The organism is Zymobacter palmae, from assembly GCF_003610015.1.
GTDB lineage: Bacteria > Pseudomonadota > Gammaproteobacteria > Pseudomonadales > Halomonadaceae > Zymobacter > Zymobacter palmae.
The window spans coordinates 1287404-1311069 of the sequence record NZ_AP018933.1 but is presented as its reverse complement, the minus strand read 5'-3'; the positions used below and the strand labels follow the sequence as shown (position 1 = coordinate 1311069).

Here is a 23666-nt window from a genome sequence, read left to right as displayed (position 1 = left end):
CCCATGAGCATGCTCAATTACAGTCAGGATAAGGGCTCGCTGACGCTCAACGGTATTTCGTTCGAGAACCTCGGTGAAACTGACCCACCGATCACGATTGAGGACATCGAGCCGCGCTCGCACCTAAAGCGCGGCACCGGCGGTAAATCCGTACGCCTAGACAATGCAACGCGCGCCAAGCGCGTTACGGTCAGCCTTTTGCCGGGGTGCGATGAAGTTCGGCAAGTGTTGGCCCTCGACAAGGCCCGCGTCGACTTCAATGGTCTGTGGAGCCAAGCCGGCACCCTGGAAAAGGTCGCGCTGTTTGACGGCATTCTTGTCAATCGCGGCGAGCTGGGACGCGGGGGCAAGACAACGGCCACTGACGAGCGGCTAGTCTTCGAGTTCAACGACTCTGAAGAGACCTGATCTACACGACCTGATTACACCTCGTATACGCCGCCCATGGGCGGCGATTTTGTATCTGGGCCCTACGCGGGCCTTTTTTATTGGAGCTTCACATGGCACGTAGTTACGAAATCACCGTACGGGATCGCACCTTTATTGGCATGACCGCCTCTGCCGTCGCACAGGACGAGATGCTCGGCCTCGTCGGCCAAGCAGGCATTCTCCCCCTGCTCAATTCTGACGAGTCAATCAGCGACATGTCGAAGGTCACGTTCATGATGACCGTGCCGAAGAACATCCGCGATCGGCTTGCTCAACTTGCGACTCGAGACTTGATCAAAACCGATGAAGGCATGCCGGTCGCAATCAACCTTTTCGCCGACAACATCCAAGACTGGCAGTTGCTGATCATTGAAGCCCTGCGGGAGAACCTTGGCAGTTTTTTTACGCTGAGCGCGCACGGAAACCCCGCCGAAGACGATCTGGAAGAAGCGACAGCCTGAATAAGATCAACTGGCTGCTATGGCGCCCGTGCATCGCCAGCAGCGTGGTGCCATCACCTCTCGCGACGTGGGCAGAGATGAACGACGGCACGTATGAGCTTGCCGATGTCCTGCAGATGCACATCGTGCTTGATGAGCTCGAGTATCAACACGAGCTGGCGCTGAAAGAAGCGCAAGCCCAGGAACGCTAAGGAGCCGAAATGGCCGCTATCGAGTCGATGTGGTGGAAGGTCGGTGTCAATTACGACGACCGGCCGCTGGAGAGGATGAAGCAAGACCTGCGCGACGTTGATGCGCTGGTACATAAGCTGAACGCCCCTGCTAGCAGCAATAACAGCGCACTTTCCGAGCGACTTAGCCTGTATCGCAACCTCGAAAAGCAGGTCAGGAAGACGGCCAAGGCCATGGTCATTCCTGTGCCACAAGGCAGCGGGCAGGCTTCGCAGCAGACACGCCAGCAGGTTGAAGCCGTCAACGCCTTAGCGCAGTCATACCGCGTGACCGGTCGTGAGATCGAACAGGTCACTCAGAGGCTTCGCCACGGCGGCGCGGCGGCGGTACAGTCGCGTAGCGCCCTCTCGCAGATGTTCCGCGGCATCCATACCGGTGCCGACGGTGCAATCGGGCGGCTTGATCTAATGCGGGCCAATCTTGAGAAGCTCGGGCGACTTACCGCAGGCGCGGGTATCGCCGGCGGCATTGCAGGGACAATCATCAGCGGCGCGCAGAACGTCGTCCAAACCGAAGGCAGCGCGTATGCTACCGGCACCAGCGCACGCGCTCAGATGCGCTTCGGCAGCCAGCTCCAAGCCCTTGGCGGCCGCCGCGAAGATGCCGCACCGTTCTTTGGCAACATCAACAAGCTGGTCACCGACGCTCAGTACGGCCAGATCAGCGATGATACGCGCCTACAGATGACCCGTGCGGGCATCAACGTTGACCAGCTGCGGCAGTACTTCGACCCACGGGGCAATGATGTAACCGGTGCCGCAGATTGGCTACGCGGCCGCATTCATGATGAGGGCCAGCGCAACCCCGGTAGCGTGCGCACGGCCGCCATGTCTCTTGGCCTTTCCGAATCCTCCGTACGCCCCTTCATGACCAAGTCTGCACAGGACTGGCAACGTGAGGGAGCCCTCTTCGATCGTAGCGGTGCAGCGCCCGATGAGGAGGTCACCAAAGCCTCTGAACGCTGGCAAAGCGCAATGACCCACTTCGCTGACAACATGACAGGCATCCTCAACCAACTCATAAAACTGTCAGACCCGTTGGTGAAGGGGCTAGAGAAGGCGAACGAACATCCGATCCTTGAGGCGGCAGCCATAACAGGTGGTGGCGCATGGCTAGGCGCCAAAATGTGGTCGGGCATCAAAAACGTATTCAGTGGTGGTTCTGCTGGCAGTACAGGAGCAAGCACGGCGGCAACCGAAACGACCTCTGCCAGCCGTCTGACGGGAGCAAAGCTTGCTTCCGAAGCGGGTGCAAGGGCGGCAGGTACCGAAGTTGCTGTGTTATCTCGTTTAGCTCCCGTGCTCCGTTTTGCCAATGTAGCGACCACGGCCGCTTGGGCAATGCAGCCCATCAAAACGGCGAGGCCAGAGATCGATACTTTATCTGGCGCGGGATTAATAGAGACTCCCCCGCCGCGGCGCCGCGACCGATTTGATGAGTTAAATGCTTTCAAGCAAGACGACTTAAAAAACAAAATACAGGCCCGAGACAGCGGAAGAATTCCTACAACATGGGAAGGAAACGACCAACTCAGGGCATACGATGAAGGTATTTGGAATGAGCATCAGAAAAACTTAGAAGAATACAGACAACAAGCGGCTATCTATCAACAGCAGCCTTCTACCGTTCAAGACAATATGGACGTGCTGCAGGACCTTCGGCAGCACGTCTATTCGCCAGACACTGCAGAGGAAGCTCGTCAGCGCATTCTTTTCAAAGAGTCGCGCGGAAATCGCTACGAGGCCGATGGAAAGCTGAAGGTAAACGCGACATCCGGCGCCCGCGGTGAATATCAGGTTATGCCTGCTACTGCACGCCAGCCGGGTTATGACGTTGACCCTGCCCGTGATGATTCACCCGAAGAATATGCTCGCGTCGGCCAAGGGCTGATCAAGGCATACAACCGGAAGTACCATGGCGATATCCAGAAGATCATGTCGGCATATAACGCCGGACCTGGGGCGACTGACAGAGCCATCAATCGGTATGGTGACGAGTGGCGATCCCACATGCCGCGCGAGACACGTGGCTATATGGACTATGACCCAACCGCACCGAACTACGGCAACTATCGCCAGATGGCTGGCGGACAAGGGCCCACAGTGAACGTTCACGTTGATGCGCGAGGTAACCAGCAGCCTCACCACCTTGAGCGTGCCGTTGAAAACGGCGTCCGCCGCGGGATTGGACAAGCGAATACGGTGGTTACAACCCAATTCAGAGCATCGGCCTCGCCAGACGCTTAACCTACAGCTTGATCAATGCGAACTGCACCTTAGTTCAGCTCCGCCTTTTCCTGCTTTCATGATAACTTTCAATCGTTCAAATTGATAAGTCATTGAAATAAAACAGGGATAAGGAAACATCAATGCTATACTCTATAATATTTAGTTTAGTGTACGCTTTGATAGGTTTTTTATTCCCCGGAATTCCGCAAGTAAGAATTCACTCTTCTACTCAATCCGAGGATATTTTCTATGCGCGATTCTACATAAATGGAGATATATATGATAAGAGAGAGTTATATCATGGGGATACTGTTTATTTCTTAATCAGAGGTGAAGCCTCTAAGTATTATGAAAAAGGCATAGAAATAGATATTGAAGATAAAAACTATGAGACATCGTCTCTTAATTTAAACCAAGCATTTAAAACCATTGATATATACCTTGATAAAAATGGTAAAATCGACAAAGAAAAAACATTGATCAAGACTTAGGCTCAATATATATATTTATACCTTTCACATTATGAGAATTTGACGTCCCAACCGCCGCTTGGCGGTTTTTTTGTGCCTGGAGGAAGCCATGGCAAAGCTTGGAAACATGATCAGCAGCCGGACGCCGTCCATCCAGCCAGCTGATGAACATAACGGCGTGGGTATTATCTTCGATGCCATTCACCGTGAAGATGACAGCCGTGAGTCACAGCTCGCGAGCTACAGAACAGAGACGGCTTTCAGCGGTAATGATCACACCATTCATCGCAACCCATCGCTAACACTGGAAGTGGGCATCAGCGATAACCCTGCAAAAGTGGCGATAGCACAAGCGTCGAGCTCTACGCTGGGTGGACTAGCGAACGGGGTAGGTACTGCAGCTTCCGGCCTCATTCTGAACAAGATCGGCGGTACTGCGGCGGCGGCCGTGGGACTCGCAGCATCGGGAGGGCTCTCTGCATACGCCAGCGCGTCTCGTCGATCAGTGTCTGCTTACGACATTCTGGACGGCATGCGTCTGACGGCGATCAACGTCAACGTGGTGGGTACGAAGCGCGACTACAAAGGGTATCGCATCGTTCACCTGCGTGAAGTCACTGATCCTCAAACCGAAGGTGGCGGAATTTTCGAAATCCGCTTGGAGCAACCACGCAACTTCGCCACCAGCACATCAGCGGCAACAATCAACAGTCAGCTGCGCAATAACGACGATGTCTCTACGCGGGGCCAAGCAGACGGCAATATTGGAGAGGTGGGTATCAGCAATGGCTAGGACCATCCTTGCACTTTCGCCCAGCGGTGCACACTTCTCATTCACTGCCTCACTTGGCCAGCAGTATCGCTTCCAGCTCAACTGGCTAACAACCTACCGCTACTTCGTCGTGACCGTCACTGACGGCACTGGCAAGCGCCTAACAGCCGGTCGAGGACTGCACGTCGGCAGCAACATCATGTCGGGATGCCGCGGCTTTGCTGGCACGCTCAAGATCGAGGGCACGACACCGACACCTTCAAATCTGGGTATCGATAACCAGCTCGTATGGGAGCACTGATGACATGGCATCAACGCTCATTGACGGCCGGTACTGGGAAGCAACGATCACGCTCCAAAACGGCAGCGTGCTGAGCACCAGTGCCCCACAGCATGTGACATTCGACATTGCGTACCACCCCAATACCAGTGTCGGACACGCCGAAATATCGTTCTATGGGTTCGACCGCGACACGGTCTACGCCATCATCGAACAGGGCAGCCGCATTGAGTTTTCAGCGGGCTACCGAGATGGATTTGAGCGGATCTTTTACGGAGTGATCCGCAACGTCCACCACATCCGGTCAGGCGTCGACAACTACATCCGCGTATTTGCCACTTCCGTCTCTCAAGATGCCCAGCAGGCCATCCTTAGCAAGACATGGGGGCCAGGCACGCCCTATTTGAGCATGCTGCACGACGCCATCGACGCAATGAACGGCACCTTGAATCTGATCCCGCGCGATGCAACGTACTGGCGTGACCGACTGGGATATGCAGAGACAAGTGGCTTCACCTTCGCTGACTACGCTCTCCGGCTCGCTCAAGACCTCGCTACCCGCAGCCGGTCGATGCTCTACTCATACTCTGCAGATGGCCAGCTCCAGAATAGCGGCATCTACTCTCAGTTCTACCTCTGTGCGCCGGGATATGCAGCGACGAATGACGTACACATCATCACGCCCGAGACCGGAATGGAAGGATCGCTGACCTACATTCCGCAGGGAGTGATCGTCGCAACACGACTCAACTCAGCAATGCACCCATGCGACCGATTCCGGGTAGAAAGCCAGTACTACGCTGCCTCGGCAGGTAACCCCTACGAGGACAATCAGCGCATGCTGACAGCCAATGCTGCCGGCGAGTACTACGCAGAAACGATCACGCACCGTGGCATGTTCGACGGTGACGTGTGGACCACCAGCATTGTCGGACGAACACCCTATGCATAGCCATGACGCCCCCACCACATCAGACGCATTACAAGCCTTCTTCGATGGGCAGAAAGGCATGCTCATGACGGCCCTCCCCGGCCACCTTCTTGCCTATAACGCCGGCAAGCAGCGCGCTCAGATCAAGATCGGCATCAAACGCCGACGCAACGACATGTGGCTTGAAATACCACCCTGTATCGATGTTCCTGTTCTCTTCCCTGGCTCCCAATCGTGGAGCCTTTTTTTTGACCTGAAGGAAGGCGACGAGGGACTGGTGGTATTCAGCCAGCGGGCCGCGGATCGCTGGAAACAACACGGCGGCGTGCAGGAGCCACATGACATTCGCTCCTTCTCAGCGACAGACGCTTTCTTCATTCCTGGCGCTCGATCAGACAAGACCGCTTTCCCGGCATTCCCAGCCGGCGGCATCGGCCTGACAGACCGAGCTAATGACGTGCAGACAGTACTCACGAGTGAACGACTACGGGTCAGAAAAGGCCAGACCTCTGTCACGCTGACAGACAGCGCCGCAACGATCCGGCGTGGTAGCACAGTGGCCGAACTCACGGATACCAGCATCACCGCAACGCTGGGCTCCACTTCTATATCCATGACGCCTGACGGAATAACCCTTACCGCCGGGGGCAGCACGCTCATGATCAACGCTGCTGGCGTCGCGATTGCTGGTGCGAGCGTAACGAACAACGGCGTCAACATCGGCGCAACGCATGTGCACTCGCAGAAGAGCGACTACGCAGGCGACAGACAGAACGACACCGAGGTACCCCACTGATGATGATCCGCAACATCAAGGGCGGCGACCTTGTCACCAGCGGCAGTGATCAGCTTGTGTCAGGCAAACGCGCTGCGGGACTGAGCGCAACGTACCGCCTACGCATGATCAAAGGCGAAGACTTCATGAACGTGAATAACGGCACGCCGTGGTTCAGCGACATTCTCGGCCACGCCGACCAAGCACAGGCAGAGACGCTTATCCGCCATCAGCTCCTCGCCTCTCCTGCCGTGGCCGGTGTGGCCTCTCTCTCTTTCGATTACAACCGCTATAAGCGCGAGATCGCGGTCAGCGCGACACTCATCAGCGCCGAGGGCGATACCGTCCCCGTAGCCTTTACCAGCGAGGTCTTCTGATGCCGACCATCGACAGCACAGGCATCACGCCAAAAACGCAACAGTCGTACCTGAACGACCTCAAAAACAAGCACCTTGCCATCGACCAAGGCTGGCAAATCGACCCCTCAACGCCCGACGGCATGAAGATGCAGAGCGATTCCGAAGTGCTGGCCATGCTTGATGAAGTGCTGGTCAGCATCTACAACTCGCTCGATCCCGACAGTGCAGTCGACCAGCAGCTGGATCGGATCGGGAAGCTTTCACGAACGCCGCGCAAAGAAGCAACGTACAGCACAAGCATCGTCACCTTCACCGGCAACGCAGGGGCATACGTACCCACGGGCACGCTGATTCGACACCGATCTAACGGGACAACGTGGCGCACGAACAGTCCGCTTACCCTTGCTGATGGCGGCGCAGGAAACGTCGCGGTGACGTGCACCACTGCGGGGGCTATCTCTGCCAACATCGGTACCCTCAATGCCATCCAAGGCAGTATTCCTGACGGCGTTACAGGCGTGACAAACAGCGACGCGGCGTCGCTTGGGCAAAACAACGAGGACGACAACGACTACCGGGTTCGACGCTATGAGTCGGTAGCATCAGGCGCAGCCAACACCATTGATGCGATCTATGCCCAGATTCTCTCTCTTCCCGGAGTAAAGCATCTACGCGTCTACAGCAACGACAAAACCACTGTGAACTCGATTGGCCTCAATCCGCATTCGCTGTTTGTGTGCGTCGACGGTGGCAATGATGCTGACATTCTCAAGGCCTTTGCTGCCGTCAAGAACCCTGGTACCAACGACAACGAGGGTATTAGCACGACCAGCGTGGAAGTATCCGCTGATACCAAAACACCGAAAGGTAACCCCGTGCATCTATCGGTGTTCCGGCCGCGGTATGTGTCACTGTTCGTAAAGGTAACGATCACCTCCTCGACCTTCAGCGACGGCGACAAGAGTGCACTCAAGCAGGCAATTCTTCAGTACGCGAACAGCGGCTACCAAGGCGGCACCGGCTTTGTTAAACGTGGATTTCAGATCGGCGAAGAAGTGACCATCGGCCGACTGTACACGCCCGTGAACGCCTATATCGGCGATAACGGAACGGTGAACGATCTCACTATCGGCACACGAAAAGACGCCCTGTCACGTGACCCAGTCACGATCGCGTTTAATGACCTTGCCGTCTTCGACGCTGAGAACATCGAGATCGAGGTGCGAACGCCATGACGACGACATACGCCGACCAGGCAGAAAGCCGCATCTACTACTGGCAACGCGAGATGCCCCACCTGGTGAAGTGGGTGCGCATCCTGCCTTCTCTTCTCGATGAAAACTTCACGCGCACCTGCCGGCAGCTCAACTCGCTGCTCGATTACACCGAACAGTACGGTGAGCTACTGAACATCGTCGCGCGTATTGTCGGCATCCGAAAGCGCCCGGCCATCCGCGGGGACGCCCTCTCCTACTTCGGATACGCCGGCAACCCAGCATCGCAGCCTTACGATACCTCGCCTTATTTCGACGGCGAGGCTACTCCGGATACCGTTCTTGTATCCGACAGTGCCCTGCGCGGCATCATCGCCGCGAAAATATTCCGCAATACCAGCGCCCACACCATCGACGACTACAAGCAGATGATCGACACCATCTTTGGCGTCGACTGCACAATCATTGATCACAAAAATATGACGTTCGAGATCGTGCTCAACACCGACACAATCGACATGATGCTGTACACCGCTGTCACGACTGCATCCATCATCCAGCCACCGCAGGGCGTGTCCCTGACGGCCATTTCATTCCGCTGAGGTACCCATGACCAGACCCGCAGCATTCAACAAAATCTGGGGCTATGAGGCCCTGCAAATCACTGACGAAAACAACGAGAAAACTCAAGAGTTCATGCGCACCGGCTGGGAAGGCGGCTCGGACAAAAAGGCGCCTTCCGCCAGCGTGCAGAACTATCACATGCAGAAGACCGACCAAGCACTGCAGGAAGTCGAACGGCAGGGCTGCTTGTCATGGCGTAACGACGTTCCCTATTCCAAAGGCGCTCGCGTGTTCTTTCATGGCAGCACTTTCCATGCCCTGAAGGATAACCAAGACGTAGAGCCGCAAGGGAGCCGCGACAACGGCATCTGGTATCTGCTTCCTGTGCAGGTCTACCCCACACGTTATGACAGCGTTGAGGGGCTTGGCACGGCGGCCAAGCACAACGCCGAGGACTTTGATGCGATGGGAAGCGCCAAGGAGGTACAGCAAGCGCTTAATCAACTAATCAATAGTCTAGGGACAGCATCCAAGGAAAATAAAGAGGCATTTGACCTTCATGGCGCCGCGCAAACCGTACAAAGTAACTTAGAAGCCTTTGCAAAAACGCTGGGCGATGCAGCGAAGATGTCCAACTCTACCGCGGGTGCTTTTGCATTGAGTGGACTAATCAGCGAAGTGGCTAACACTAAGCAGCTGGTCGAATTAAGAGACAACCTGCGCAGCAGTGCAGGAGATTATTTTATTCGTATCCCGTGCTTCAACGGCAATACGAGAGAATACCTTGTCATCCAATACGGTGAGGTCAATGTGAACTATGTCGGGTGGCGTCGCTATAACTCACAAATCACGTTACCCCGCGCCTTCACCAAGTCTTTCGACAAACTCTATGTCTCTGGCAAAGATACTCTAAACGCCTATTGGACATTTGCAGGCGCAATCAAGAATACCGGAAGCTTTGAATACACTATGTACTGCGTAAACGCTGATGGCACGCCTCCCAACGTTGGCGGAAATGGATTTAACTGGTTTGCTATAGGTAGGGATTACGCATGATTGCAGATATTACGAACGGCATTTTTTATAGCAATGAAGATGAGTTCCGAAAGGCAAATAAGCTGGACGAACAAGCCACACTCCCCCGTACGGCCATATTCATAGAGCAAAACGACTATAACGAACTCTTGGCATTGCAATCCCAAGGGGCTGTGCTGAAATTTGATGATGAGGGTGTCCATGCAGTCATGCCAAAGCGTGATGCTGCTGCAGAGCGCGAGTACGCAATCAATGCCATTGACGCCGCAGCAGATGCAGCCCGTACTCGCGACAACTCTATTGGTCAGCTACTGGACGTGGAATACCAGCAGGTTATCGAAGCTCACAGCCGATGGTACGCAGAAGGGTATGATGAGGCGAAGTGCCCCGAAGAAATCACAGCCTGGGCAAATGCCGAAGGCATTAGCGCGCTACAGGCAGCGTCAGATATTGCAGAAGCGGCAGCACACCGCGAGGAAGTGATTCGTCAGATACGGACAATCCGACTCGAAGGAAAAGCAGCGATCCGAAGCGCTGGCGACGATGCAGACTTTGCGGCTATCGCCCAGCGGTTCATTAAGCCACTAGGAGGCATTGGTAACCAATGACAGAAACGACCAAGCAAGAATGACCGCCCCGCTCTATCGGGGCTTTTTTGTGCCAAGGCGCTTTCGAGTTTTGGCTCGGGAGCGTCCTGTTGGATGCGAACACAGTGTGACCAGATTGTGACCACACTATGCTCAACATGCGCTAAATGAACACTTTTTAATTAGCATGCTATAAGAATACAGCATGCATTCTCCACACATCTTCTCCTTCATTTCACCGCAACGTGCTGATAATGGGCAGCTGTTTTTTTGCCACATCATCCAGGCTTAACCCATTGATATAAAAGTCTTTAAACGCATCAAAAAGCACCTGAGCGCGAGGAGGCAACCCCTGCTGCCGATACTGCTCTGCCTGTGCTTTTACCTTTTGCGTGAAGGCCTCCCGATCCACCTCAACATGGCCATCAAGGTTGTCGACACTAACATGGAATACGCGGCCACATGCTTCTGCCAGCAAGCACTCGACGGCCTGCGGTTTAACCTCGACCTGCTCGAACGCGTGCTGCTGATCGGCATTGCGCCCATCAGGTATATACCAGTACCCATAGTCTTCCCGCTGGCGGCGTTCGTATCCTGCAATGCACCAGTGGCTGATTTCATGAAGCGCGCTGGAAAAGTACCCTCGCGCAAAGATGATGCGATGAGTAGCGCAATCAGCATCGGCTGGCCGATACAGCGGCTCGTCCGCTCCCCGCACCAATTCCGTGCGCATAGTGGGCATGAACAGCGCATTGAACAGTCCGATCAAGGTAGAAGGGTTATCTGCGTCAGGTCGGTCGATGGGCATTGAAACCGTCATGGCTACCTATTCACTTATCCATGGAAGAAGAGATGCGGCAGTATACCGTGTCTACATCAAGACTACGCAATCCCGTCAAATTGACGCAGTACAATGCACTGCGATCGCTCAAGATCACGTATCATGTAGATTCATTCGCAGACCGTTTTCACTACACAGGAGCGTCCATGTCATCTTCTCACGAGCTCTCGCGCCGGTCGCTGATCTGGTCGCTGACTCGATTGACCTTGCCCATCTGGGGAGCTGAAATAGCGCAGATGGCGATCAGTCTGATCAGCATTAGCATGATCGGGCACTACAGCACACTGGATCAGGCTGCCGTGTCGGTAGGGGTAGCACTGTGGGTACCGATGTTCTTGCTGATTGCCGGAAGCTTTTCGGGCCTGACCTCCGTCATCGCGCACCACTTTGGCGCGCGCCAGCCCGACAAGATACGCCACGATATGTGGCAGATGATCTGGATCACGTTGGTGCTGGGTGGCAGCGTGACGCTATTGCTCTGGTGTGCAACACCATGGCTGATGGCGATCTTCCATGCGCCACCAGCGCTGGCAGAGGCAGGTGAGCATTACATCTATGCCCTGCTGATAGGGCTTCCTGCTCTCATGGGCTACTTATTGCTGCTGTCCTACAGCAATGGGATGAACCATACGCGCCCCAATCTAATCTTTAACATCATGGCCATCATCATCGACGTCCCACTCACCTACCTGATGATCCACGGGGGTACGGTACTTGATGCCCTGCCGTTCGCAGTGCCACAGTGGGCACACAACATTCCTGCGCACGGCGCACAGGGCTGTGGGATTGCGTCGGCCATCACGTATTGGCTGATCATGTTCGCCATGCTGCTGTATACGGTCCGTCACCGCATCTATCGCGAAGTGCGCCTCTGGCAGCGCCCTATCGCGCCACACTGGGCAAGAATCAGCGAACTGCTGCGCACTTGCCTGCCACTGGGTGTTTCCGTGCTGGCAGAAGCGACGCTGTTCACGATGGTGGCGCTGCTCTGCGCACCGCTTGGTGCTCAGGTTGTAGCCGCCCATGAGATTACTACTCAACTGATTGCATTGATGTTCATGACACCGATGTCGTTTGGGATAGCGGTCATGATCAAGGTCAGTACCTACCGTGGACTGCAACAGCCGCAGCTTGCCCGCCGTACGGCACTACTGGGCATTGCCATGGCCGTTGCCATCGCCGTCATCAATGACTTGTTCCTACTGATCTTCGGGCGCCAGCTGCTGGGGATATTTACCACCGATATCGAAGTACTGACCCTGGCACTTCATCTCATGTTGCTGGGAATGTTGTTCCAGCTGTCGGATGCACTTCAGGCCACCATGAGCGCTATCCTACGCGGCTACAAGGATAACCGTATCGTGATGTACATCACGGTGCTGTCCTACTGGGCAGTAGGCATGGTGATTGGGATTGCGCTGGCCAAGCATGGCATCAGTGCGCCGTGGGGGGTCTACGGCTACTGGGTGGGCATGACTGTCGGTCTAACCGTTGCAGCAGTATTGCTGGGTCTTCGCCTGCGCCACACTATCCGCAAAGACATGCAGCACTATCATGCCCAGGAAGGTGCGCAAACAAGCGCGCTCTGAACCACTAGAGCGCTCGGTCCATAATGACAGAAGCCCGACACGTCATGTGCCGGGCTTCTTTAGTTTTGCCTCGACGGTCTTTTACAACGTGGGCGCGGTAAGCAGCATACGCCGCTAATCCGTCTGCTTCAGCGCGATGAGGTAGTAGAATTCATCGCCTTCTTCACGCTCTTCCAGCAGCGTATGTCCCAGAAAGCGACAAAAGTTGGGCACGTCACGCTGGGTCGCCGGGTCGGTTGCGCGAACCGCCAGTACCTGACCTTGAGCCATATCCCGCACCTGATTATGCATCATCATGACAGGCTCGGGGCAGTAAAGCCCGCGGGTATCCAAAACGGCATCTGGCGTGGGCAAGCCATCACTCATGGCATCTCTCCCTTGATGTGCACTGCGCATCGCCTGTTGCGTGCGCAATCTAACGCAGCAGTTAATCCATCAGTTCGACGAAAACGGTCACTTCTTCACGGTCGTGGTACAAGTGGCGGCAGCGCATCACATGCGTTATGCCCGCCTCATTCAAGCGTTCTTCCAGACCGTCAAGACACATCGACACTTCTTCCCAACGGCGATTCATGGGCAGCTTGAGGTTGAACACAGAGAAGCGGCACCAACGCGACAATAGCCAGCGCTCAATCATACGGATGACGCGTTCGGGGCGATCAACGATATCGCACACCAGCCATTGCAGCGGCACGGGCGGTGTCCACACGAAACCGTCTTCGCGTAGGTGCTCGACCTGTCCGGTCTTCATCAGTGCAGGTGACATGGGACCATTGTCGATGGCATAGACATGCATACCCTTCTGTACCAGCTGATAGGTCCAGCCTCCAGGTGCCGCCCCAAGGTCTGCGGCCATAGCACCATCATACAGCGCGTCCTCCCAGCGATCACGCGGCAGGAACTCATGCCAAGCCTCTTCCAGCTTGAGCGTTGAACGGCTGGGCGCTTCGTGCGGGAAACGCAGATGACGAATGCCATTGGGGAATTCACTGCGATTGCCGGGAAAACTCATGGCCACCTGAACGGCATTACCGGCAGTCCAGAACAGGTGCAACTGGCGCTTGCCCGCCCGCCGCTTGAGGGCGCCCCGCTTGCGCAGCACGCTTTCCAGCGGACGCTGTAGTGCTTTCCCCAGCCCAGACAGCGCTTTGCCTTCATTGGTGTCGGGCTGTTCAGAGCAAATCGACTCGAAGCTCCAACCACTGGCCAGTACCTGCTCGACAATCGGTCCAATACGGTCATCCGGTGCCAGAGCGGTCAATGGCGGCAATGCCACCAGTGTCTGACGGGCAAAAATCAGATGGTTCAACCGCAACGCCTGATGCAGCACGTTGGCAGGTTCGCCCGCGGGCAGGCTTGCACATACATAGCCGCTGAAGGGATCCATCTGCCACTCAAGGCGGTCGACAGCGTCACTGCCCTTTGCCTCTAGCTTTGTACACAGCTCGGCAACCAGGTCATGTTCGAACCCCGGGCGGCAGTACAGCAGCCACGCATTGGGCACCAAAGAAGAGGACTCAGACATAGGAACCACGACACTCCTGAAGCAGATACGCTGCCGAACCGACAGAATCAAAACGATAAAGCGCCCAGTGTACCGCATTCTGCCCGCATCGCTCAGCCCCGCGTACTCCAGAGGAGACAACACTTGGGTTCAGCAACGTCCAGATGCGACAACGCTCCCGCACCGAAGTACGAGAGCGTTCATGATACCGCATGCCTGAGCGTTACTTGCGCGGCTGGGCCATGGCCTGTACGCGCTTCAGCAACTGTGGATCCTGCTGGATCGCCTGGCCAATGCGATTGAACTCTTCCACCTGAAGACCGGAACTTTCAACCGCTTTGATCATCTTGCTGTTGGCTTCACGCAGGATGCTTTCATGCTGCTGAGCATCATCACCCGCTTTCTGCAACTGCGGCGTATAAGTCTGAGTGATCTCGGAGATCTTGACCGCTGCAGAAGAGAAGTCCTGCAGTTGCTGGTCAGTGAAGTTCGCGGCCACAGCACCGCTCTGCTGGCTAGCGGCTTGGGGGGCAGGTGCCGCCATGACACTCGGTGCGGCTGCCAGAATACCCGAAGAGAGCAGTGCCGCTGACAGAATAGCGGTCGTCCGTTTCATCAAATCCTCCAGAATATCGGATCGTGTGGGATACAGTGTGTCTGACGGTAGCCACACAGGATAGTTCCCAGACAATAGTGTGATTGCCGGAGCAACAACGGTATCTTCGGTCTATTATCTCTATTTATTATCATGAATTCAGCAGGTTGTTCCCGCGCGCTTACGGCCATGATTTTTTGCCTACCCATAAAAAAGAATGCGCTTTTTATGGCATGCAGGGTTTTCCCTCTGCGAGTGACTGGCTACACTGGGCTGCCCTCCTGCCGACATTTCGTCGCCGGGCAGGAGATATCGCCACCCACAGCGATTCGAACCGCCACACCCGGTGATTCGGGCATGTATGTCCACGCAGAAAAACCATTCTCCAGCAGAAAGAGTGCCTGCCGATGACTCCTCATCTCCTCTCCGTCGATGACCTTAACTTGGATGCTTTGGACGAGCTGTTCTCGATTGCCGAACGGCTGGAACCTGTCGCGCGCCGCCAGAAGGTCACTCGCATACTGGAAGGGGCCGTACTGGGTAACCTGTTTTTCGAAGCCAGTACGCGTACACGTATCAGTTTTAACACCGCCTTCTGTCGCTTGGGTGGCACAGTATGCGATACCACTGGCTTCACCTTCTCCTCAATGGCCAAGGGGGAATCGCTGGCCGATACCAGCCGCGTGATTGCAGGCTACGTGGATGCCATCGTGATGCGCCACCCCGATCGCGGCTCGGTGGCTGAGTTCGCAAGCGCGATCAATGTGCCGGTCATCAACGGCGGTGACGGCCCGGGCGAACACCCGAGCCAAGCACTGCTCGATCTTTATACGATCCGCAAGGAGTTCGCGCGCATCGGTAAGACAATCGCTGGTGCGCATATTCTGATGACGGGCGACCTAAAATACGGACGCACCGTGCACTCGCTGGCCAAGCTACTCTCGCTGCACGCCCCGATGCACTTCACGCTCGTGGCGCCACCATCGCTCGAAATGCCCGTCAACCTAATCGAGATGTTGATGGCCCGCGGACACCGCGTCGACATTCTCGACAGCCTTGATGACGTAACGACCGCCATTGATGTGGTATATGCGACCCGCATACAGAAAGAACGCTTTACTGAAGAGATGCACGATGTATTCTCCGGCCGCCCAGAGGCCTACCATGTCAATCGTGCGTTTATGGATCGCCGCGCTACGCCGCAGACCATCATCATGCACCCGCTGCCGCGCGACAGCCGCCCTGGCGCTCACGACCTTTCCACCGACCTGGATACCGACCCTCGTCTGGCCATCTTCCGCCAGACCGACAACGGTATTCCCGTGCGCATGGCCATCTTCGCCAAACTGCTGGAAGTCGATCACCTGATCGAAGGCAGCCTGCGTGACGTCACTTGGAAAGTACCCCCACGTCTGGGTGTCAATGACCGCGTCTAAAAGCGATCACGATCGACGATGCGCCAACACTGGCGCATCGTTTTCTACTTTATATGGACAGCATGATAGGAGTAGACCGTGGCCTCCCCCCGCTATGCTCACCTGAAGCGCTGCCTGAAGGCCGAAGTGCTAAGAAAGCGCCCCGCATTCTCCTGGTGGGCAATTGCCGGGCGACTGCTTTGTGAGAAGGAAAAGCGCTTCTATTTTCTCTGGCGGCTCGCCGAATACCTCCACACGTCCCCTTCCCGCGCGCAACACTGGTTGGCGCAGAAGATTACCCACCGCCTCTACTATGCCTATGGCTGTGATATCGAACTGGGAACCTGTATCGGTCCCGGACTGCGTATCCGCCACTACAGTGGCATCGTCATCAACAAACACGCCCATATCGGTGCAAACTGCACCCTGCGCCAGAACACCACCATCGGCGCAGCCTCACCCGATATCAGCCGTATCACACTGGGCGATAACGTGTCGGTAGGCGCAAACGTCTGCATTGTCGGAGACAATCTCCAGATAGGCAATAACGTCACCATCGGTGCGGCGGCCTTCATCAACAAGAACATTGCTGACAACAGTGTCTGCTACTCAAGGCATGTGCTAGTAATTCGCGAAAAAGAACTGGGCGAGCAAACCCTATAGCCCGCTAGAACACGTTTCAGTTAGCAAGACCGTCATGCCAGATGAATCACCGCTCAAGCGCCAAGAGAGCGGGACATGTATTGAAGAGCCATCATTTATGATGTGAGGGCGACACACTACGGATGCTGAGGACAAAATGCGGTCATTCAGTCGGCCACGGCAAGCCGAAGCAATGATCGTACGAACCTAGCCTCTTGTTGCAACAAAGCGTAATCGCGGTTTAGCAAGCAGCGTGAAAAATCATGATGCCATCGCACCGCCACCAAGCGCACGCCATGCTTGGACTACATAGTAAGACCGAATTTACTGGGATTCACTGCTGATATCTTCGCATATCTAACAGGAAGCACCGGACAGGGTTCGCCGAAACCGCACAAGACACGAGCAGGTGTGGCTGCCATCTACGAGAGTCGAAAGCTCACCTTTGGCTACCGTGGAGCAACGGCTGCGATGAGCTAGCCATTCGCACTTGGCATCTTCGATCATGGGCGCTTCGTCACAGCAAGCTATGCCACTTTCTCATGCATCAGGCGCTGTCGGCTGACGCTTAACCCGAGCATTACCTCCTGCCGTGTCGCACAGCACTGCTCGCCCAATAACGAGAACAGGGCAAAACAAGCCTCTATCTGATGAAACACTGCTGACAGAAACTGACAGTGTTCAGGGATACCCTACCTTTATGGGCAACAGATATCGCGGCCAAAGGCAAAGCCTGCATAATGCGAGGAGATTTCATGCACTACGATAGCAACGTCCATCGTACTTACCACCCCACACCGTACTCTGGCATCGCCTACGCTCCGCTGTGGCGTAACGATCAAGGTGGTGGTCATACCTTGCTCAGGCTCGAAACAGGCGCAAGCTTACCGCTACATCGGCACCCAGGCTGGGAACAGATCCACGTCATTGAGGGCCGACTGCAGGTTAACGACCACATCTTGGAACCCGGCGATCACCTGATCCTTGCAGGAAGCGAGGCCCATCGCGTCACCGCACTAGCGCCCAGCATTTACCTCGCCCTGTCCGAACGCGCCGGAGCAGAAATTCTCGACGGTACGGCCAACGTAAACACAACGAAAGCGTAGCCGCATCAGAGAAAACCATCGCAGAGCGGAGCATTTGGTAAGTCACAGGGTATCGTTAAGAGACTGTCTCATAACCTGAGCGATTACTTTTACCCTTTCTAAAACAGATGGTTTCTAGCGCAACGTTGTGGTTTGACGTCCCGTCAATGACATGGATATCGGGTTATGAAACATGCTCTAAGTTCACCCGTTTACGCCTAGCGTTGCGTGACATTGAAGATGAACTTGGCGAGAGTGGATTTCATTATAGTGACGCCTCAAAAAGCCCTGTTCTCAAGACCTACTCGCACTACACGCTGCGGAAAACATCAGCATTGCTGAAATCATTTAATTCATTGATGGGGCTGCGGCACCGGACTTGAGCGTAGTTAGGCAACATCCCGGACAGAGATTATCCTGCAATGAAAAAGCCCGGCATCTAGCCGGGCTTTTTCATTGCGTACGGTTCGGCGCTTTAGCGCTGCCGCCATTCGATGGCAGTACGCCAACCACACATGCCGGCAAAGTACAGTGAGGTAGCCAGCCACAGCCATTTCATTACACTGGGGTAGAAGTCGATACCGCATACCAGTACGGTGGCACACACACACCACAGCAGCGTGACAATGATGTTCAGAGACATCAGTGTCTGAACGCGAAACGGGTGCAAGAATTTGACCTTGGTCACGGTTAGCACGGCCAGCACTATGATGATAGCGAACGAGCACCAAGCTGGCAGCTGCAACACGAACAGGTACATGGCCAAGATATTCCAGGCGGCCGGGAAGCCGACGAAATAGTTGTCTTGGCTTTTCATATGCACGTTGCAAAAACAGAACATTGACGACAGCAAAATGATGATGGTCGCCAATAGTCCCCAGCCAGCCGGCAACGGAATAAAGGTAAAGATGAACACGGCAGGAATGAAAGCCCAGGTCAGATAGTCGATGACCATGTCCAGAATTGAGCCATCGAAATGCGGCAGCACTTCCTTGACCCGGTAGCGACGCGCCAGCGTACCGTCGATGCCATCAACCATCATGGCGGCGCCCAGCCACAGCAAACACTGCACCGCCTGCCCCTGAAACAGGGCCAAGGCCGCCATCAACCCCAGCACAACCCCGCTGGCAGTAATAGCATGCACTCCCCACGCCTTCCAGACATCACTGGTATTCGACGTGGTAGAAGAAAACATCTCGTTCACACTTAACTCCTAGTTGTGATGAATCGACCGTCTCTGGGTCACGGCGCGAAAGCCTACCTTATCCGCATCCCCTTGGCGATAATAGTTCACTCGCTCTCGGTTCGACCTCGCTTATTTATCAATGACTCACCGAAGCATGGGCCAACGCTTTCATTGTAGTGTGCGCAGATAGGACTTACCGCCCATAAGGCTCATCTGTGTAGCGATCCAGTGCATGCGCTGCTGGACGCGCGCATCGGGATGAACCGGACTCCACACACGGGGCGCCGGCAGAACAGCCGCCAGTCGTATGGCCTGTTCGGTAGTCAAGGCCTGTGCGGAAGTATGGAAATAGTGGCGCGCAGCGGCTTCTGCGCCGTACACACCTTCATCCCACTCGGCGCTGTTCAGGTACACCTCAAGAATGCGACGCTTCGGCCAGCTCAGCTCCATCATGGCCGTCAGCGGTACTTCCGCCCCCTTGCGGGCCCAGTCAGAGTGAGTCCACAGCAACAGATTCTTGGCGGTCTGCTGACTGATAGTGCTGGCACCGCGCAGAGAGCGTCCTTCCCGCCATGCCTGCCAAGCATCCGACATCTGCTGGGTATCGAACCCATGGTGCCACGGGAATCGCTGGTCTTCAGAAGCCATGACAGCCAACTTGAGCGAATCACTGATACGCTCGTAGGGAACCCACTGATGCTGCCAACCGCTACGTGACAGAAAGGCCTGCTCTAGCATCACAGCAGTGAACGGTACGGGCACCCAGCGAAACAGTAGTATCAAAGCACCGCACAGCGCCAGCCAACCGACGATCAGCCGAATGGCCCAACGCACGCTGCTACGCAGCAGCATGCCTATCCGAGTCGTCATTAAAAAGTATCGTCCTCTTTAGACAAGGCATCGGCATGATGATGCAAATGCTCTTCGATAAAAGAGGCAACGAAGAAATAGCTGTGATCATAGCCAGCCTGATAGCGCAGTGTCAGTGGATAGTTGGCACTCAGGCATGCATCACGGAAATCTTCAGCGCACAGCTGCTCATCAAGATACGGATCGGCATCGCCCTGATCGATGAGAATGGGGATAGCATCAGCGGGAGACAGCTCTTCCTGCACCAATACACAGGGGTCATAATCCAGCCAGAGCGTGGGATCATTGCCCAAATAGGCACTGAATGCAGCCTGCCCCCAAGGGGCGGATGACGGGTGTGCCATAGGGGCAAACGCAGAAATGGCACAGTAGCGATCGCGCAGCCTTAGACCACAGACCAGCGCTCCCAAGCCCCCCATCGAATGGCCCATGATCGAACACCGCTTGGCAACAGGAAAGTTCTGGCGTATCAATTCTGGCAACTCTTCCGTCACGTAATCAAACATCCGATAGTGGGCCTGCCACGGTGCCTGAGTCGCATTGAGATAGAAACCAGCGCCAGCACCGAGGTACAGCGGATCATCATCGCTTTCGATACCCGTATCACGGGGGCTGGTATCCGGGCAAACGAGAATAATGCCTCGCTCGGCCGCCACGCGATGCGCCCCCGCCTTCTGCATAAAATTCTCATCTGTGCAGGTAAGCCCCGACAACCACCAGACCACTGGGCAAAGGGCATCAACCGCCTGCGGTGGCAAAAAGATACCGAACGTCATATCACAGCCCAACGCCTTAGAGGCGTGGCGATAGCGCCGGTAACTTCCGCCCGCGCTGACATGTGCTTCGATGCACTCCAGCGCGTCGCTGGTCGGCGTTACATCCTGAAGGGGAAGAGGCACTGCATTGCGTTCGGTCATGAAAAGACTCCTGCAAAACACGCGCGGTGGCATCCTAGCCACCGCATGACAACATGCGCCTATGAGAGCGCATGCTCAATAGCGATCGTTCCCTTATGCCATGAGATGGACAAGGAACAAAGCACGCTAGAAGTGTATGACCGTACGGATACCGTTGCCTTGATGCAATAGGTCAAATGCCGTGTTGATCTGTTCAAGCGGCAAGTTATGGCTGACGAAATCATCAATGTTGATCTGCCCGCTCATGTAGCGCTCAACATAGTTCGGCAGTTCGGTACGTCCCTTGACACCGCCAAACGCACTGCCACGCCACACTCGCCCCGTCACCAGTTGGAAAGGCCGCGTCGAGATTTCCTGCCCGGCCCCCGCAACGCCAATGATGATAGATTCGCCCCACCCCTTATGGCAGCATTCCAACGCCTGCCGCATGACCTCAACGTTTCCAATACATTCGAAGGAGTAATCCACTCCACCGTCGGTCATGTCGATCAGCACCTCCTGAATCGGCAGACTGTGCTCTTGCGGATTGATGCAGTCGGTAGCGCCCAGCTGGCGCGCCAGTTCGAAACGCGAGGGATTGATGTCAACGGCAATGATACGCCCCGCCTTCGCCATCACGGCCCCTTGAATGGCCGACAAACCGATAGCCCCTAGCCCGAACACAGCCACTGTCGCGCCGGGTTCGACCTTTGCCGTGTTATGAACAGCACCGATCCCCGTCGTGATGCCACAACCCAGCAGGCAGACCTTGTCCAGTGGTGCAGCCTTGCTGATCCTAGCCAACGCTATTTCCGGCAGCACGGTATATTCAGAGAATGTAGATGTTCCCATATAGTGATAGATCGGCTTACCGTTCAGGGAAAAGCGCGAAGAGCCATCCGGCATTACCCCGATACCTTGCGTAGCCCTGACAGCACTGCACAAATTGGTCTTGCCCGACAGGCAGAACTTGCACTGGCGACATTCCGCGGTATACAGCGGGATAACATGATCGCCAACGGTCACAGACGTTACGCCTTTGCCTACCGCCTCGACGATACCACCGCCCTCATGCCCCAGAATGGCAGGAAAGCGTCCCTCAGGGTCCATGCCCGACAGCGTATAAGCATCTGTGTGGCAAACACCCGTCGCCACCATGCGCACTAAGACCTCGCCTTCCTTGGGACCTTGGACGTCAATTTCTTCAATGGAAAGCGGCTTGTTCGCTTCCCAAGCCACTGCAGCTCGCGCTTTCATAACATCATCCTTGATAAAAGGCTTAAGGGGGTGCAATTACCCACGGTTTTGCTGGCACCGATGGGACATTCAGTGAACATTCACTGTCATAGCTTTATGTGCAGCCTGACTTCACCATCTGCCATTAATTATGCATGATCAGAAGCATATGGGCTTAAACCATTAAGTAATAGAATGGCAATGGCACATGCTCAAGATGATAAGCATCCATTCATGGAGTTATACGGTTTGATCGTTACATGGCCAACTGCTTTATGCGCGTATAATTATCTTCTACATTGATACAAATGATTTGCTTAAGGACAAGCAGCCCATGCAAAATAAGAAAACATTGAGAATGATTAAGTTAGGACTATTTGAAAGCCTGCTTGATTATCAAGGATTGCAGCACGTGCCAACAACAATAAAAAGTGCCGTCATTTTTGTGGCCCGTCACATAGGCGACACCATGGCCATATATCCTGTCGTTCGAGCACTGCAGGCGGCCAAGGTCAACTCCATCATCCTTGTAGTCAACCCAAGCTCGTACGCGGCATTGGCACCTCTTAAAACCGAAGGAATTACGTTGCATCTCATTGACCATGAGCGCAACAAGCGTGCAGTCATTGCTGCCGCTCGGAAGATAAGACGCACTTACGGGCAAGTGGATCTATGCGTGCAAGCAATGATGCGAAATACAACGGCAACATTGCTATTCCAACGTACATTGCATGCACACTGCAACATAGGACTGCACCACTGCACGTTACACATGTATGTCCCCGAAGTGGCAAAACAAGCAATGGCAATGCTTGCAACCGAGGCACCCGCACCTTTCTGTTGGGCACAGCTCATGAAAGATGCTGGTATCGCTGATGTCGAGGCTCGCTTTGAACTGCCAATTCCTCAGAATATTGAGCGACACGTTCGCGCCCAGATAGCACCTTACGGGCCTTACTTTGCGCTGAACATGGATGCAAGCCGTGCTATCGGCAGCTTGAATGAAGAAACAGCCGTTCGCCTTATACAATGCATATCCGATGTGTACGGGTATTCCGTTATCATTACTTGCTCTCCGAGTGGCGAAGAGAAAGCACGGCGAGTGTCCCAAGCCTGTCCATCGGCACACATTATTGCACCACCTCGCTCAATTTATCACTCTGCTGCCATTATCAAGCATGCGACAGCCGTCATTTCTCCGGACACATCTATTATTCATATTGCATCGGCCTACAATCGCCCAACCCTCGGCATTTACCGCACAGAAATAAAAGCATGGCGCCCTCTCGCTGATCACAATACAGTGCTCGTCACCGGAGATGACATCAATGCCATTGACCCGGCAGTGTTTGCTCGAGCCCTTGATGAGATTCTACCTCAAAACGATGTTTTCACTGTGAAGTAAACTCACCCATGCGTACGCATGATCCCTCAGATAGTATACCAACGAAAATACCGTAGTACCTGGCAA

General features: G+C 55.0%; 26 protein-coding genes. 18 read left to right on the top strand and 8 right to left on the bottom strand.

Annotated features, from left to right (window positions below; translation table 11 throughout):
- Nucleotides 1-3 precede the first annotated feature (3 nt).
- The 13 genes from ZBT109_RS05755 to ZBT109_RS05695 all read left to right on the top strand — a co-directional run bounded on the left by ZBT109_RS05755 (nt 4) and on the right by ZBT109_RS05695 (nt 10357).
- Nucleotides 4-408 (top strand): hypothetical protein, encoded by a 405-nt coding sequence (locus ZBT109_RS05755; RefSeq protein WP_027704805.1) that lies wholly within the window; start codon nt 4-6, stop codon nt 406-408.
- A gap of 92 nt (nt 409-500) precedes the next feature.
- A complete protein-coding gene (locus ZBT109_RS05750) occupies nt 501-890 on the top strand; it encodes a hypothetical protein (RefSeq protein WP_027704806.1) in 390 nt (129 codons plus the stop codon).
- Between the two features lie 200 nt (nt 891-1090).
- A complete protein-coding gene (locus tag ZBT109_RS05745) occupies nt 1091-3367 on the top strand; it encodes a lytic transglycosylase domain-containing protein (protein WP_051523724.1) in 2277 nt (758 codons plus the stop codon).
- 122 nt (nt 3368-3489) lie between these two features.
- Nucleotides 3490-3840 (top strand): hypothetical protein, encoded by a 351-nt coding sequence (locus ZBT109_RS05740; protein WP_027704807.1) that lies wholly within the window; start codon nt 3490-3492, stop codon nt 3838-3840.
- 88 nt (nt 3841-3928) lie between these two features.
- Nucleotides 3929-4612 carry a phage baseplate protein gene (locus ZBT109_RS05735; protein ID WP_027704808.1) on the top strand — a complete coding sequence of 228 codons (684 nt, stop codon included), beginning with the start codon at nt 3929-3931 and terminating at the stop codon, nt 4610-4612.
- Complete coding sequence (locus tag ZBT109_RS05730; protein WP_027704809.1) at nt 4605-4892, top strand: phage baseplate plug family protein; 288 nt, start codon at nt 4605-4607, stop codon at nt 4890-4892. The genes ZBT109_RS05735 and ZBT109_RS05730 overlap by 8 nt, the downstream gene beginning before the upstream one ends.
- Nucleotides 4893-4896: 4 nt before the next feature.
- On the top strand, nt 4897-5823 hold the full coding sequence (locus ZBT109_RS05725) for a hypothetical protein (RefSeq protein ID WP_027704810.1): 927 nt from the start codon (nt 4897-4899) through the stop codon (nt 5821-5823).
- Complete coding sequence (locus tag ZBT109_RS05720; protein ID WP_051523725.1) at nt 5816-6598, top strand: Gp138 family membrane-puncturing spike protein; 783 nt, start codon at nt 5816-5818, stop codon at nt 6596-6598. Before ZBT109_RS05725 ends, ZBT109_RS05720 begins: the two co-directional genes overlap by 8 nt.
- Nucleotides 6598-6954 (top strand): hypothetical protein, encoded by a 357-nt coding sequence (locus ZBT109_RS05715; RefSeq protein WP_038277838.1) that lies wholly within the window; start codon nt 6598-6600, stop codon nt 6952-6954. The genes ZBT109_RS05720 and ZBT109_RS05715 overlap by 1 nt, the downstream gene beginning before the upstream one ends.
- Entirely contained in the window at nt 6954-8171 is a 1218-nt protein-coding gene (locus tag ZBT109_RS05710; RefSeq protein WP_027704811.1) for a baseplate J/gp47 family protein, read from the top strand. Before ZBT109_RS05715 ends, ZBT109_RS05710 begins: the two co-directional genes overlap by 1 nt.
- A complete protein-coding gene (locus ZBT109_RS05705) occupies nt 8168-8752 on the top strand; it encodes a DUF2612 domain-containing protein (RefSeq protein ID WP_051523726.1) in 585 nt (194 codons plus the stop codon). The genes ZBT109_RS05710 and ZBT109_RS05705 overlap by 4 nt, the downstream gene beginning before the upstream one ends.
- Nucleotides 8753-8759: 7 nt before the next feature.
- Nucleotides 8760-9770, top strand: a complete 1011-nt coding sequence (locus ZBT109_RS05700; protein WP_027704812.1) for a hypothetical protein — start codon at nt 8760-8762, stop codon at nt 9768-9770.
- Nucleotides 9767-10357: a hypothetical protein gene (locus ZBT109_RS05695; protein ID WP_027704813.1), complete on the top strand. Its 591-nt coding sequence runs from the start codon at nt 9767-9769 to the stop codon at nt 10355-10357. The genes ZBT109_RS05700 and ZBT109_RS05695 overlap by 4 nt, the downstream gene beginning before the upstream one ends.
- Nucleotides 10358-10571: 214 nt before the next feature.
- Here the strand turns inward: ZBT109_RS05695 and ZBT109_RS05690 are convergent, their stop codons facing one another.
- Nucleotides 10572-11144, bottom strand: a complete 573-nt coding sequence (locus ZBT109_RS05690) for an elongation factor P hydroxylase (protein ID WP_051523727.1) — start codon at nt 11142-11144, stop codon at nt 10572-10574.
- Between the two features lie 179 nt (nt 11145-11323).
- On the opposite strand from ZBT109_RS05690, the gene ZBT109_RS05685 reads away from it, so the two are divergent.
- Nucleotides 11324-12766 (top strand): MATE family efflux transporter, encoded by a 1443-nt coding sequence (locus tag ZBT109_RS05685; protein WP_051523728.1) that lies wholly within the window; start codon nt 11324-11326, stop codon nt 12764-12766.
- A 114-nt stretch (nt 12767-12880) separates the two neighbouring features.
- Here the strand turns inward: ZBT109_RS05685 and tusA are convergent, their stop codons facing one another.
- From tusA to ZBT109_RS05670, 3 genes are all read right to left on the bottom strand, one after another.
- Complete coding sequence (gene tusA, locus ZBT109_RS05680) at nt 12881-13132, bottom strand: sulfurtransferase TusA (protein WP_027704814.1); 252 nt, start codon at nt 13130-13132, stop codon at nt 12881-12883.
- Between the two features lie 61 nt (nt 13133-13193).
- Nucleotides 13194-14291 carry a 23S rRNA (cytidine(2498)-2'-O)-methyltransferase RlmM gene (gene rlmM, locus ZBT109_RS05675; protein ID WP_084261759.1) on the bottom strand — a complete coding sequence of 366 codons (1098 nt, stop codon included), beginning with the start codon at nt 14289-14291 and terminating at the stop codon, nt 13194-13196.
- Nucleotides 14292-14493: 202 nt separating this feature from the next.
- On the bottom strand, nt 14494-14886 hold the full coding sequence (locus ZBT109_RS05670) for a DUF4168 domain-containing protein (protein WP_027704816.1): 393 nt from the start codon (nt 14884-14886) through the stop codon (nt 14494-14496).
- Between the two features lie 386 nt (nt 14887-15272).
- On the opposite strand from ZBT109_RS05670, the gene pyrB reads away from it, so the two are divergent.
- The 3 genes from pyrB to ZBT109_RS05655 all read left to right on the top strand — a co-directional run bounded on the left by pyrB (nt 15273) and on the right by ZBT109_RS05655 (nt 18028).
- A complete protein-coding gene (pyrB, locus tag ZBT109_RS05665; RefSeq protein WP_027704817.1) occupies nt 15273-16301 on the top strand; it encodes an aspartate carbamoyltransferase in 1029 nt (342 codons plus the stop codon).
- 78 nt (nt 16302-16379) lie between these two features.
- Nucleotides 16380-16943: a serine acetyltransferase gene (locus tag ZBT109_RS05660; protein ID WP_027704818.1), complete on the top strand. Its 564-nt coding sequence runs from the start codon at nt 16380-16382 to the stop codon at nt 16941-16943.
- Between the two features lie 734 nt (nt 16944-17677).
- Nucleotides 17678-18028: a cupin domain-containing protein gene (locus ZBT109_RS05655; protein ID WP_051523729.1), complete on the top strand. Its 351-nt coding sequence runs from the start codon at nt 17678-17680 to the stop codon at nt 18026-18028.
- Nucleotides 18029-18482: 454 nt separating this feature from the next.
- Here ZBT109_RS05655 and pcsA read toward each other — a convergent pair whose 3' ends face one another.
- From pcsA to ZBT109_RS05635, 4 genes are all read right to left on the bottom strand, one after another.
- A complete protein-coding gene (pcsA, locus tag ZBT109_RS05650; protein WP_051523735.1) occupies nt 18483-19202 on the bottom strand; it encodes a phosphatidylcholine synthase in 720 nt (239 codons plus the stop codon).
- A 159-nt stretch (nt 19203-19361) separates the two neighbouring features.
- Nucleotides 19362-20063 (bottom strand): monofunctional biosynthetic peptidoglycan transglycosylase, encoded by a 702-nt coding sequence (mtgA, locus tag ZBT109_RS05645; protein WP_232012874.1) that lies wholly within the window; start codon nt 20061-20063, stop codon nt 19362-19364.
- Nucleotides 20063-20980 (bottom strand): S-formylglutathione hydrolase, encoded by a 918-nt coding sequence (gene fghA, locus ZBT109_RS05640; RefSeq protein WP_051523730.1) that lies wholly within the window; start codon nt 20978-20980, stop codon nt 20063-20065. Before fghA ends, mtgA begins: the two co-directional genes overlap by 1 nt.
- A 126-nt stretch (nt 20981-21106) precedes the next feature.
- Nucleotides 21107-22216, bottom strand: coding sequence for an S-(hydroxymethyl)glutathione dehydrogenase/class III alcohol dehydrogenase (locus ZBT109_RS05635; protein ID WP_027704822.1), 1110 nt, complete (start codon nt 22214-22216; stop codon nt 21107-21109).
- Between the two features lie 313 nt (nt 22217-22529).
- Between ZBT109_RS05635 and ZBT109_RS05630 the strand changes: the two genes are divergently transcribed.
- Nucleotides 22530-23600, top strand: a complete 1071-nt coding sequence (locus tag ZBT109_RS05630) for a glycosyltransferase family 9 protein (RefSeq protein WP_027704823.1) — start codon at nt 22530-22532, stop codon at nt 23598-23600.
- The last annotated feature ends 66 nt before the right edge of the window (nt 23601-23666 follow it).